The organism is Corynebacterium sp., assembly GCF_030532195.1.
GTDB lineage: Bacteria > Actinomycetota > Actinomycetes > Mycobacteriales > Mycobacteriaceae > Corynebacterium.
This window is the reverse complement of record NZ_JAUNLP010000002.1, coordinates 133,908-145,796: the sequence shown is the minus strand read 5'-3', so window position 1 is coordinate 145,796 and position 11,889 is coordinate 133,908. Positions and strand designations below refer to the sequence as shown.

Genomic DNA, 11,889 nt, shown 5'->3' with positions numbered 1-11,889 from the left:
AACGTAGACTTGAGCCTCATGAGTACCGAATCCCGTATTGCTGAGCTCGAGGCCGCACGCCGCGCTTCCTTGCGCAACACAGACCGAGATCCGAATCCGCCGACAACGCTTCCCGACGACGGCCTGGATAACCGACAACGCATGCTGATGGGGCAGTGGTACATCGCTGACCACCCGGAGTCGCAGGCACTCAATAAGCGCATTGGGCAGGTTGCAGGCGAGTTTGAGCGGGCATTTCACGAAGACCAGCAAAAAGCTCAGGAGCTTCTTGCCGGTGTGCTCGGTTCCTTTGGTGCCGACAGCATTGTGCGCCCGCCAATTCACCTGGATTATGGCGATAACCTGCACATTGGCAATGATGTCTTCATTAACTTCGGTCTGACGGTGCTCGACGTTGTGAAGGTCACCATTGAGGATTACGCGCAACTGGGCCCAAATACTCAGCTGCTGCCGCCGGTGCATCCACTCAGTGCCAAGGCACGTGCGGCCTACTTGGAGGCCGGCGATGAAATTGAAATTGGCCGCAACGCCTGGATTGGTGGCGGCGCTATCATCCTCGGCGGTGTTCGCATCGGCGAGAACTCCGTTGTGGCCGCAGGTGCTGTGGTGACTAAGGATGTTCCGCCGGGCGTGGTTGTTGCCGGAAACCCAGCGAAAATCATCCGCATTATTGACGCTGACTAGCAGCAGGCCAGTAGCAGGCTAGCCGCTGACTAGCTAGGCCCTCTGAGCCAATACCGCCAAAGAGCGTCCTCGAACCCTAGAACAGGGTCTGCGGGTGGACATCGGCTGCCAGAGCCGCAGCCAAGATAATGCGGGCCTGTGGAGCGTGCACGCAACCAGCACTAATTACGCCGTGGCGGGCAAGCGTGGCGCCACCGCCAGCGCCGCCGTAGGAGGCGTGGACATCGCCGCGCGGTACGCGCGTTGCCATGACGACGGGCACATCTGCGGCAATGGCTCGGTCAATGGCCGCGGCGAAGGACTCAGAGACATTGCCCGCACCCAGGCCTTCGACAACAATGCCACGCGCACCAGCGGCAACCGCTGCATCAAGCAGCGAGCCATCGGCACCGAGGTAGGCGGGAATAATCTCAACCTTGGAACCTGCCAGGGCCTTTACTGGCAGCGGCTCCGGACGCAGCGGCTCCTCCGGTGCGTTGGTGGCAAACGCCAGCGGATCGGTGGTGTGCCACTTGGTGGCACCGCGCACTGGCAGCACTGCGTGGCCAAAGACGATGAGGACACCGATGCCCTGTGCGGAGGCATCGGAGGCGATGGTGATGGCTTCAAAGAGGTTTCCAGGGCCATCGGTTTCCGGGTGGTCGTAGGGCAGCTGCGCACCGGTGAAGACAACCGGACGCGAGTCGGCGTGGAAGACATCGGCAGCCATGGCTGTTTCCTCCATCGTGTCCGTGCCATGAGTAACAACGACACCGTCCACGGAGTCGTCGTCAAGCGCCTCGTGAATAGCGGCAATGATGCGATCGACATCGTCCAACTGCAGCGTCGATGATTCCAGCGTGCCAAGCTCGCGGACCTCAAGATCCATCATGCCCTCGGGGTAGCGCTGTGCGACGGTTGCGACCAATTCCGTGCCCGAAATGCTCGGTGTCAGTGCACCATTTCGGTCAGTGGTGCAGGCGATCGTGCCGCCGGTGGTGATGACGACGATGCGGCGTGGATTGACGGCGCTTTCAGCCGTAGACGAGTTAGCGGAGGAAGAACCCTGTTGTGACATGGTGACCATCTTACCCAGGCGTAGTTTTGCCCTTGTGTAGGATTAAAACAGGCGTGAAAGCGGTGAAATTTCGCGCAGATTTTATTGGAGTAGTACACACATGAAAGTCCCCTGCAACCAGCGTGCGCGCGCCACTGGCTGGCGTACAGCGCGAGGTGTGACAGTCGCAGCGATGACTACGGTCGCGGCGCTTGGACTTGCCGCCTGCGGTGGCGGTGAATCCGCAGCACCAACATCCGAGACATCGACGTCGAAGTCGGCGGAACCGGTCATCGTACTGCCGACGCGCGCCGAGCTCAACGATGTCCTTGCGCGCTTGATCGACCCCGAGCTGCCAGTCGAAGAAAAGGCAAAGACCATCGAAGATGGTGACAAGGCTGGAGATTTCTTTGACATTGTCACCGGCGGTGCCGAGAACCAGGAGATTAGCTTCGACGTTATTGATCCGGTGACACCGGGCTTTAACAGCAAGGAAGCTGTCGCTGGTGTGCACGTCAACCGTCCGGAGCAAGATCCGATGCTGGTTGAGCAGGTTGACTTCATTTACCGTGACGGCCGCTGGATGCTGAGCAAGGAATGGGCCTGCAACTTGGCAGCCATGATCGATGGGGAGCACAAGCCGGGCTTCTGTATGAAGCCAGGGGAAACTCCGCCGCCTCCGCCAGAGGAAGAATCTGAGACGGAGGAAGCACCGGCAGAAGAGCCGCAGCAGGAACCGGCACCGGAGCCCGCACCTGAGCCGGCGCCAGAACCGGCTCCAGCGCCGGCTGAAGGGGAAGCACCACCTCCGCCACCACCGCCGCCAGCTGAGGGTGAGGTGCCGCCGCCACCGCCTCCGCCACCGGCAGAGGGTGAGGCTCCACCGCCGCCTCCGCCACCACCCGGTGACGCGCCGCCGCCACCCCCTCCGCCGCCACCGGCCTAAGCCGCTGGCTTTAATCCGCTGTTGAAGTCGTGTTACTTGTCAGCGTCGCGATCTTCCTTGAACTGCACACCGCGATGCGTCTGCTGGGTAATACGCACGTCAGAGGTGCCGTCGCCATAGGTCACAGCGGTGACATAGTCGATGTTTCCCTTAACCGGCAACGGCTTGGTCAGGTCCACGGTTACTCGGTCAGAGAGCATTTCCGTCGTTGACTCGATGACCTTTAACGGCGAGTCACCGCCGGTATCAAGTTCCGTTACCGTGGGAACCTGCTTGACATCGACCTTGAGATTGACGATGTCCCCAGTGCGGTTCAGCAGGGTGTAGGTCACCTTCTGTGTCATCTGAGTTTGGCCTTCGACCTTGCTCTCCACAGTCCAGGTCGCATCGGTACCAATGTCCTCGGTGGGGAAGATTATCGGCATCGAATGCAGCTGCTGAAGCGCGGTTTCAACGCCAGCGCGAGCAGTGTCGGTAGCCTTTTCTGGCGCACCGAGGCGCAGCTCAGTTACCTCGCCAGTGTTCTTGGCTGTCCACTCGGACAAAAATCCCTGTGCAGTTGCGATGTCCGCATTGAGTTCCGCATTGGAACCATGCGGCTCGCCAACTTCAGCAGTCACGGCGCGGGTATCAGCGTCGCCCGCAGTCGTGCTGGTCAGCGGCACCTCTAGCCGGGTATCCGGGAATGTCTGCTCGGTGCCAGCATCGCCGCCGCGCTGCGCGAATCCCTGAGTAATAACGACTGTGGAGTTCTGCTCGGCTCCATCGTCCTTCCAGCGCACACTGGCCATCTCGCCATGTCCGGCATCAGTCAGTTCAACAGTCGTAGCTGCGACATCCACAGGTTGTGTATCTACCGCGCTTTCCGACGAGCACGCGGCCAGGGACACTGCAGCGGCTGCGGCAACCGCTGTGGTGCCGAGCCGAGCAAACAGCTTGTGTCCTGAACGCTGCGGGGCGGAGGAGACTGTATGTTGCAGGGTAAAAATGCGTCGAGTCACATCGGTTAGCGTACCGGGTTGCTGACCAATAAGGCGCATCCGGTCGGCGGCCGGGCTTGGTGTGCGAGCCTGCCGGTAGGATCCATTGCATGCCACCGATGGTTGACTTTTTACTCTCAGTTGGCTCAATCAGTGGTTATTAGGTCATTATGGGACAGTGACTAAGAAGGAAACGAGGAAGTATTTTCCGCGACGAGGCCTGCTCGCGGCGGTTATTGTGCTGGTCGCTGTCGTCGACCAAATTTCAAAGATTATCGCGCTGAAAACGCTCGATGGTCGACCTCCTGTGCAGGTAATCGGTGACCTGTTCGAGCTGCGGCTCGTTTTTAATCCAGGTGCCGCATTCTCCTTCGGAACAAATGCAACGTGGGTATTTACTACGCTGCAGCTGGTCTATATTTTGGCAGTAGCGTATTTCTCCAATTGGTTGCGCAGCCCGGTATCGGCAGTTTCTGCAGGTCTTATCGCCGGTGGCGCATTGGGCAATCTCATTGACCGGCTATTCCGCGAGCCTGGATTTTATGTTGGTCACGTCGTTGACTTTTTGTCTGTTAAGGGATTTGCCGTATTTAACATTGCCGATTCAGCTATTACAATTGGCGTTATTCTCCTCGTTATCTGGATGATCTTTTCTAAAGAACCTGATCTCTTCGCCGAACAGATTGAATCGGAAAAGCAGAACTCAGACAAACAGAACACAACCGCTGGTGCAGCGGATACCGCAGCCGCAGGAGAACACGTCGCAGGCGATGACGCAGCCTCAGTAGACGACTCAGTCGCTGTAGACGACACGGAGGGAGGACAGTAGAGATGGACAACTCAGCATCGAATGCAACGACCGGTGGAGCAACCGGTGCAGTACAACCGAATCGTGAGACGCGTCAGATGCCGGTACCCCCGGGACTTGCGGGTATGCGTGTGGATGCCGGAGTGGCCAAGCTGCTGGGCCTTTCTCGCACCGCAGTGGCGGATCTGGCTGTCGCGGGGGATATCACGCTCGATGGTGTGACTGCCGGAAAGTCAGATCGGCTTGAGGAAAACGCATTCCTCTCTGTGCTGTTGCCGCCTGTGGAAACACCGCTGGTTCCTAAGGAAGAGCTGGTAGAAGGCATGGATGTGCTCTACTACGACTCCGATTTGGTAGCAGTGCACAAGCCGGTGGGGGTGGCAGCACACCCATCTGTTGGTTGGGAAGGCCCCACCGTTATCGGTGGGCTGGCTGCTGCTGGTTTCCGTATTTCCACCTCTGGTCCGCCGGAGCGCCAGGGCATTGTGCACCGTCTTGACGTCGGCACTTCCGGTGTCATGATTGTTGCCTGCTCCGAGCGCGGTTATTCCGTGCTCAAGCGCGCTTTTAAAAACCGCGAGGTAACCAAGACCTATCACGCACTGGTGCAAGGACATCCAGATCCGTTGTCGGGCACGATTGATGCTCCGATCGGCCGCCACCCATCGGCAGGCTGGCGTTTTGCCGTGCGCCAGGATGGCAAGCATGCTGTGACGCACTATGAAACGCTGGAGGCTTTCGCGCCTGCCACGCTGCTCAAGGTCAACTTGGAAACAGGACGTACGCACCAGATTCGTGTGCATTTTTCCGCACTCAACCACCCGTGCTGCGGCGATCCGATGTACGGCTCCGATCCAGAATTGGCCAAGCGTCTGGGGCTGACCAGGCAGTGGCTGCATGCGGTCTCGCTGGGCTTCCATCACCCGGCCGATGGGCGTTGGATGGAAATCGAGTGTCCATACCCGGATGATTTGAATCACGCATTAGATGTCTTAAGGCAGGGCGCATGACATCGTCACAACCGGAGTCTGGCACTCCGCAACGTCGTCAAGCACGTACAAAAACTGGAAATGACGGCAGTATCTCGCCGGTAATGGCGATTATCTCGGCGGTCAGCGTCGTTTTGTTAGTTGTGCTTTTCGCGCTCGCCGCAACGTCGGACCGTGTGAGTAAGCCGCAGAACCTCAATGGCGATTCGCTCGGCCCGGAGTCGTGGGAAACCTTCGATGCGTATAGGACGCGTGCCGACGAATCGTTGGTGCGCATCCAAAAAGAGGCCTTTGACCTGGAAAATGAGCAACCGATTGTTGAGGATGCTAAGTTTTGGGCGCTGGTGACTTTCGATGAGCCCAAGGACGCGAGTCAGGCGGCGGAGTTGGCGGAGGCGGCACCATCGCTTCGCATTGCGTCGATGGTTCTAGGCGGAATTGTCACTCGTCATTTGCCGCAGCCGAGCCCGGCTGCCAGTGAGGTGGAGCTGATTAAAAAGCAGCAAGAGTTGTCAGCGAAGTATGCCGAGGTTCCGCTCGATGACGACAGCCTGAAAATCAACGGTTTTATTGTCTACAGCAACTCTGAGACTTTGGTGGCGGTTCGTGAATTGCCATATGTCGCCGCAGTGCAGGCGCTGCCCTCGGATGCGGCGCGGGGGCGATTTGGCATTCGGCCGTACATCGGTGCGGAATTTACAGATTACAATCCGCTACTCGCTCCTGGCCTGAGCCAGAATTAGGTTTCGACTATTGTTTCGGTGCGGGGCTAGTGGGTGGGGCTAATTTTCCCGTTCTCTATTATGCGCACACTCCATACGGAATATTGTTGAGGGATAAACAACGCACAGCATAGAAAAATAAAGTGTTAGGAGCAGGACGACAGTGATTCAGGCGTTCGGTGCATACCTGTTGTGGGCGGTATTCCCGCTCTACTTCCCACTTTTGGAACCGGCAGGACCGGTAGAAATTCTCGCGCACCGATTTGTCTGGACTCTTGTCTTTATGGCTATTGCGCTGAGTTTCATGCGCGCATGGCCAGAACTCAAAGCAGCAAGCGCAAAAACCTGGGGCACAATCTTTATTGCGGCGCTGCTTATTTCCGTCAATTGGGGTGTCTATGTCTACTTGGTCAACTCCGGACAGGTAGCCGAAGCCGCACTGGGCTACTTCATTAACCCGCTGGTCAGCGTGCTGCTGGCGATGATTTTCTTCCGTGAGAGCATCTCCAAGCTGCAGCTCGGCAGTGTCATTTTGGCTATCGTTGCGGTCATTGTGCTGACCATTGGCGTTGGTCATCCGCCGGTGTGGGCGCTGGCTCTGGCCTTTAGCTTCGGTTTCTACGGCATGATGAAAAAGCGCGTCTCGCTGTCGTCGGCGGCCTCGCTGACCGCGGAGTCCGCTGTCATTACACCGATTGCGTTGGCTTACATCGCATGGCTGGCCTACACCGGTGAGAGCACTTTCACCGCGGAGGGCACCGGCCACACGCTGCTGATGATGAGTGCGGGTATTGCTACGGCCGTGCCGCTGCTGCTCTTTGGTGAAGGGGCAAAGCGACTGCCGCTGGCCACCATCGGATTGATGCAGTACATCACGCCAATTATTCAGATGACACTGGCCGTGACCATCCTCGGTGAAGAGCTGTCGCCGGAACGATGGATTGGCTACTTCATCATCTGGGGTGCCGTGGCACTGTTTATCTGCGACTTGGTTGTCAACCTCGTCCGTCAGCAGCGCCGTCGTAAGAAGCTGCGCGCTGCAGGTATTGAACCGGCAGTGGTCACCGATGACGCGGTGTAGCGCAACAAGACGCAGCGGACGTCGTCAAGCGTGCTGAATATTAAGTGAAGATACCGCGAAGGTGATCGTTGAGGAACATTCCCTTCGGGTCGAGCTTCTCGCGCAGACTTACGACTTCGTCGAAGAGCGGGTAACGCTCGGCGAAGTCCGCGCTGGTCAGCGTGTGCAGCTTGCCCCAGTGCGGGCGGCCTTCGTGGGCTTTAACAATATCTTCGATGAGCTGGAAGTACTCGCGGAAATTCTCCTTCCAGTAGCGGTGCACTGCAATGTACGCGCTGTCGCGGCCAAAAGCGGTGGATAGGGGCACATCGTCGGCGCTGGCGGAACGCACCTCGACGGGGAAGGAAATCTTCATCTTCTTGCGCTCCAGCGCTGAGCGAATTTCGCCCAAGACCTCGCCGACTGCCTCGAGTGGGACGGAGTACTCCATCTCGGCGAAGCGAACGCGGCGGGGAGAGACGAAAACCTTGTGTGCCTCATCCTCATACTGTCGCTCGGGCACGGTGTTGGTGGCCAGGCGATTGATGGCATCGGTGGTTGCCGGGATGGCCTTGGCCACCTCGCAGCAGGCCATAAGCCCCATGTTGTTGACTACTTCGTCATTGAAGTAGGTGCGCAGTTTGCCAATGCGACGGCGAAGCCCACTGCGGCTGGGGCGGCGGCGCTGCTGCGGCGGGATTCGGGTGTTGTGTTTGACCAGTGCTTCCCTCTGACCCGGGAACCAGAAAAACTCCAGGTGGTCGGCGGACTTACAGCGCTCGGCGAAGCTGTTGCGCAGGAATTCGAAGTCCTCTCGGTGCTCGTCCGCGCGCAGGTCAAAGGCAGGGACAACCGACATCGTGACCTCCGACAGCACACCGAAGATGCCCAGTCCCAGGCGGCCCAGGCGGTAGAGCTCACCGTCGATTCCCTCCGCGCCGGGGTGGCAGTGCCTTTCGACGCCATCTGCGGTGACAATCTTGAAGCCCTTGACAGTACCTGCAAAACCTGTGAAGCCCAACCCCGTGCCGTGCGTACCGGTTGAGATGGCGCCTGCCAACGATTGCGGGTCTACATCGCCCTGGTTCGGTAGCGCCCATCCCATTGGGCGCAGAATGCTGGGTGTATCGCGCAGACGAGTGCCTGCACGAAGAGTTGCTGTCTGGTTGTCCGTATCCAGGCTCACCAATCCAGCGCAGCGGTCGAGCTGAACGCGGTGACCATCGGTTGTTGCCACCGAGGTAAAAGAGTGCCCGGCACCCATCGGGCGCACGGTGCTTCCCTCCGCGGCGGCAGTTCTAATCACAGAGGCAATGCCCTCCGCGTCCTGTGGCTGGTGCGTGCACGACGGGGTGCACGATTGTGTGCGAGCCCAGTTGCTCCATTGCATCTGGCTGGCCGCCTTCGCTTGTGCGTGACGACGAGTCCGAGGCGCGCGAGCCTCAGTCGTCGACACCGTACTGCGAGCAGTGTTGGCTGAATTGGTCATGTGAAGATCAATCCCTTTCCTCGATAAGTGGGCCAGTGGGCAATAATGTCGCCACCGCGGACGACAATGACCTCGTTTGCATGTTCAGCGGTTTCGCCCGCCTTCGCGTGGCGGAACCACACCGGTTCGCCGAGCGCAATCGAATCCGCAGCTTTTCCGACCAGCGGAGTTTGCACCTCACCTGGGCCTTCTTCGGCGGCATAGCGCAACCCCGTCGGATACCACGGAGTTGGTAATCGGTCCTCGCCAGCAGGGCCGGAGGCAATTCGACCACCACCGGAGACCGTCACCACGTGTTTCTTCGGGCGCCGCGTAGCAGGAAGAACAAACCACGACGCCGGCCGCAGCGTGAATGCGCGATAGCTGTCAAAAAGTGTGGGCGCCAAAAAACCCGAACCGGCTGCCGCTTCAGTTACTGCTTCTTCCGCGCATGTCGACTCCAGCGAGCCAGTGCCGCCACCATTGACAAATTCCAGGGGCCCAGCGACTCTTTCCACCGCTGCCACGACCTTGGCGCGCCGCGTTGCCAGCTCTTTCTTTGACACTGCCTGCATCACCCGAATTGCCCGAGCACGCAGGGACTTTCCGGCATCACCAACACCGGCAATATGGCCTTCGTACATCATGATTCCGGCCAGGCGCAGCTCCGGCTGCGCAACAATCTCACGTGCAAACGCCGCCGCTTGCTTCGGCGAGAACAAGCTGGAGCGCAGCGTGCCTATATGCACACCCGGCACTGGGCGAAACGACGCATCGACGTCCATGCACACGCGAATCGGCTTATCTTCGCTTGCCGACGTCACCAGCGCCGCTACATGCTCGCGACGGTCAACCATGACGCAAATGGCGGCACGCGCTGCATCATCGCTGGCAAGCTCAGCGATAGCGTGGGAGTCCATGGTGGGGTAGGCAACGACAATGTCGTCGCTAATGCCTTCACGGAAAAGCCAGAGGGCTTCCGCCAGCGAATATGCCAGCACGCCCTGGAAACCGGGGAAGGCCAGGGCGTGGGAGATAAGTTGCGGAATGCGAATGGACTTAGAGGCCACGCGGATAGGCATGCCATCTGCGCGACGAAGCATATCGAGAGCATTGGACTCGACCGCGTCGAGGTCAATGACGACTGCGGGAAGCGACGTGTGGTCGAGCAAAGTCGCGGCTGCAAGTGGCGGCTGCGGGGCGAGGGGGGATGTGCCTGTTGACCCCGAGGATGATCCTCCTGAAAGTTTCATGTTCTAAAACATAATATGCGCCGCAGGAGATTGTCTTTAGTTTGAGAAAGAAAACTGAAATTACTAAAAAATGCTGCTAGGGGTGGTTTTTTATACCAACCAGCTGTAGCGGGCGGCATCCATGTCTGCGGTGATGATGTCGCCGTCTGCGAGGTAACCGGCGGCGACTGGGCGGCAATCGAGTTCGGAGAGAACTCGGTCGAGCTCAGGTTTGGGGAAAGGTGTGTAGGTATCTTCTGGCAGTGGTGCAAACATTGCGCAGTCCTCCTTTGTGGTGGTGTGGGGGAAAGTTGAGAACATGAGCACTTCCTCATGAACTGTGAAGCCCAGTATTTCTAACTGCTTTTGAAAAGTAAAGGACATGCCGCAGTGATGTTAAACACGTCTGTTGCTATATAAATGCCGAAATAAAGGTGTCTATAGCGCTAACGCAAACCATCAATGTGGCGACGAATCTCCGCCTCCGAGGGATGGCCCTGCGCGGTAAGCGCACCATCTTTCATCACGATAACCCAGTCAGCCAGCTTTTCCACGTCGGCAGCACTGTGCGTGATGAATACGACGGTTCGCGTGCCAATGCCATCAGCGATGAGGCTCTGCCAGGACTGTCGGCTGGTCGAATCCAGCGGTGCAAAAGGCTCATCGAGTACCAAAAACTCTGACTGCACCGCCAGTGCGCGGGCAAGTGCTACCTGCGCATTCTGCCCACCGGAAAGGGACGGTACCGGGGTGGCGGAGATCGGCCGAAGACCCGCCGACGCCAGAATCTCCTGGGCACGGTCGCGGTTATCGGTGGCCGATGAGGATGCGGAATGTAACCGAGAAGGCAGTGCCATGGTGATTGCTTCTACCGGCGTTGTCGTCGGAGGAAGCGATTGTTCCTGTGGCACTATCACGATTCCGCGCTGGCGAAGTGGAAGCGCAGAAAGCTCGGTCGTGCCCGCGTAGACATCAGCGCCTTCTAAAGCTCCGGCAATGAGACCGGCAAGAGTCGACTTTCCACACCCATTTGGCCCAATGACAGCTGTTACTTTCCCCGCGGGGAACTGGTAGGTCTGGTTCTGCCACCGCACCTCGAGGTCTTCCGGGCAGCGAGAAGGTAGACAAAGTTGGTTCATGCGCTGGCCGGCCATCGGTTCCAGCCGTACGGGCTTGGGCGCAGGGTGCCGTCGTAAAGCGTAGGGCAGTAGCGCGATGACAAGGGAAATCAGCGAAATACCGATTAGTAATGCGGCGAGCACAAATGCGCGATCGGGATGGAGCTCGCGCTCCAAATAGATACTCGAGGTCAGTGTGCGGGTAATGCCGGGGTAGGTGCCTGCGAATGTGACGGTAGTGCCGAACTCGCCAAGCGAACGGGCAAACGACAACGCTGCTGCAGACAGAATTCCAGGAGCAATGGCCGGCAGAATGATGCGGCGAAAAACTGTGGTCGTTGGAATTCCGAGGCTCTCCGCAGAAATCAGAACTGATTGTTTGAGACCGCTCAGGGACGTATCAATCGCGATGGCGGCGTAGGGGAGAATGACAAAAACATGGGCGATGACGACTGCTGGAAATGTAAAAGGCAGCGGAAGATTGAGGGCTCGCGTGGCACTGGTGAGTGCAAGGCCTGCGACAACTGGGGGCAGTGCCAGCGGCAGAAAAACCAGGAGACGGACAATCCATTGCCCCTTCGGAATGGCATGAATGACTGCGCCGAGGGGGACCGCCAGGATAACCGCAATGAGGGTCGCCTGTATGCCAGCCCACAGGGAAATCTTCAGCGCATCGATGGTCTCGGACTCGATGAGGATGTCGACGAACTGAGACCACGGCACTTCGAAGAGCAACGCTGCGACGGGAAACAGCAAAAATACGGGGCACAGCAGCGCAATAAGCCACACAATGGCTGGCAGCGGGCGAGAAGATGGGCGAAAAGAGGTGGGCATAATGGTGAAAAC

Annotated in this window: 12 protein-coding genes; 6 read left to right on the top strand and 6 right to left on the bottom strand. The window is 58.5% G+C overall.

What is annotated here, in order from left to right; genetic code table 11:
* The first annotated feature begins 18 nt into the window (after window positions 1–18).
* On the top strand, window positions 19–684 hold the full coding sequence (locus tag Q4E11_RS03480; protein ID WP_303163708.1) for a sugar O-acetyltransferase: 666 nt from the start codon (window positions 19–21) through the stop codon (window positions 682–684).
* A 76-nt stretch (window positions 685–760) separates the two neighbouring features.
* Here the strand turns inward: Q4E11_RS03480 and Q4E11_RS03475 are convergent, their stop codons facing one another.
* Window positions 761–1,750: an asparaginase gene (locus Q4E11_RS03475; protein ID WP_303163706.1), complete on the bottom strand. Its 990-nt coding sequence runs from the start codon at window positions 1,748–1,750 to the stop codon at window positions 761–763.
* Between the two features lie 91 nt (window positions 1,751–1,841).
* Here Q4E11_RS03475 and Q4E11_RS03470 point away from each other — a divergent pair, with 91 nt between their 5' ends.
* Window positions 1,842–2,666, top strand: coding sequence for a hypothetical protein (locus Q4E11_RS03470; protein WP_303163705.1), 825 nt, complete (start codon window positions 1,842–1,844; stop codon window positions 2,664–2,666).
* A gap of 32 nt (window positions 2,667–2,698) precedes the next feature.
* On the opposite strand, the gene Q4E11_RS03465 is transcribed toward Q4E11_RS03470, so the two are convergent.
* The gene (locus Q4E11_RS03465; RefSeq protein ID WP_303163704.1) at window positions 2,699–3,667 is read right to left on the bottom strand and encodes a DUF6263 family protein; all 969 of its coding nucleotides are present in this window, start codon (window positions 3,665–3,667) and stop codon (window positions 2,699–2,701) included.
* 157 nt (window positions 3,668–3,824) lie between these two features.
* Here Q4E11_RS03465 and lspA point away from each other — a divergent pair, with 157 nt between their 5' ends.
* The 4 genes from lspA (at window position 3,825) to rarD (ending at window position 7,246) form a co-directional block, all read left to right on the top strand.
* Window positions 3,825–4,475 (top strand): signal peptidase II, encoded by a 651-nt coding sequence (gene lspA / locus Q4E11_RS03460; RefSeq protein ID WP_303163703.1) that lies wholly within the window; start codon window positions 3,825–3,827, stop codon window positions 4,473–4,475.
* Between the two features lie 2 nt (window positions 4,476–4,477).
* A complete protein-coding gene (locus Q4E11_RS03455) occupies window positions 4,478–5,464 on the top strand; it encodes an RluA family pseudouridine synthase (RefSeq protein ID WP_303163701.1) in 987 nt (328 codons plus the stop codon).
* Complete coding sequence (locus Q4E11_RS03450) at window positions 5,461–6,186, top strand: hypothetical protein (RefSeq protein ID WP_303163700.1); 726 nt, start codon at window positions 5,461–5,463, stop codon at window positions 6,184–6,186. Before Q4E11_RS03455 ends, Q4E11_RS03450 begins: the two co-directional genes overlap by 4 nt.
* 142 nt (window positions 6,187–6,328) lie before the next feature.
* Entirely contained in the window at window positions 6,329–7,246 is a 918-nt protein-coding gene (gene rarD / locus Q4E11_RS03445; RefSeq protein ID WP_303163699.1) for an EamA family transporter RarD, read from the top strand.
* Between the two features lie 40 nt (window positions 7,247–7,286).
* Here rarD and Q4E11_RS03440 read toward each other — a convergent pair whose 3' ends face one another.
* The 4 genes from Q4E11_RS03440 to Q4E11_RS03425 form a co-directional block, all read right to left on the bottom strand.
* Window positions 7,287–8,714, bottom strand: coding sequence for a D-arabinono-1,4-lactone oxidase (locus Q4E11_RS03440; protein WP_303163697.1), 1,428 nt, complete (start codon window positions 8,712–8,714; stop codon window positions 7,287–7,289).
* Window positions 8,711–9,946 carry an alanine racemase gene (locus Q4E11_RS03435; RefSeq protein ID WP_303163695.1) on the bottom strand — a complete coding sequence of 412 codons (1,236 nt, stop codon included), beginning with the start codon at window positions 9,944–9,946 and terminating at the stop codon, window positions 8,711–8,713. The genes Q4E11_RS03440 and Q4E11_RS03435 overlap by 4 nt, the downstream gene beginning before the upstream one ends.
* A gap of 90 nt (window positions 9,947–10,036) precedes the next feature.
* On the bottom strand, window positions 10,037–10,201 hold the full coding sequence (locus Q4E11_RS03430) for a hypothetical protein (RefSeq protein WP_303163692.1): 165 nt from the start codon (window positions 10,199–10,201) through the stop codon (window positions 10,037–10,039).
* A 170-nt stretch (window positions 10,202–10,371) separates the two neighbouring features.
* Window positions 10,372–11,877, bottom strand: a complete 1,506-nt coding sequence (locus tag Q4E11_RS03425; RefSeq protein WP_303163691.1) for an ATP-binding cassette domain-containing protein — start codon at window positions 11,875–11,877, stop codon at window positions 10,372–10,374.
* Window positions 11,878–11,889 lie beyond the last annotated feature (12 nt).

Coding starts and splice junctions, on each gene's coding strand:
- Q4E11_RS03435 (WP_303163695.1), bottom strand. CDS start 9,946: ATGAAACTTTCAGGAGGATCATCCTCGGGGTCAACAGGCACATCCCCC.
- Q4E11_RS03455 (WP_303163701.1), top strand. CDS start 4,478: ATGGACAACTCAGCATCGAATGCAACGACCGGTGGAGCAACCGGTGCA.
- Q4E11_RS03470 (WP_303163705.1), top strand. CDS start 1,842: ATGAAAGTCCCCTGCAACCAGCGTGCGCGCGCCACTGGCTGGCGTACA.
- Q4E11_RS03475 (WP_303163706.1), bottom strand. CDS start 1,750: ATGGTCACCATGTCACAACAGGGTTCTTCCTCCGCTAACTCGTCTACG.
- Q4E11_RS03430 (WP_303163692.1), bottom strand. CDS start 10,201: ATGTTTGCACCACTGCCAGAAGATACCTACACACCTTTCCCCAAACCT.
- Q4E11_RS03450 (WP_303163700.1), top strand. CDS start 5,461: ATGACATCGTCACAACCGGAGTCTGGCACTCCGCAACGTCGTCAAGCA.
- Q4E11_RS03425 (WP_303163691.1), bottom strand. CDS start 11,877: ATGCCCACCTCTTTTCGCCCATCTTCTCGCCCGCTGCCAGCCATTGTG.
- Q4E11_RS03440 (WP_303163697.1), bottom strand. CDS start 8,714: ATGACCAATTCAGCCAACACTGCTCGCAGTACGGTGTCGACGACTGAG.
- Q4E11_RS03480 (WP_303163708.1), top strand. CDS start 19: ATGAGTACCGAATCCCGTATTGCTGAGCTCGAGGCCGCACGCCGCGCT.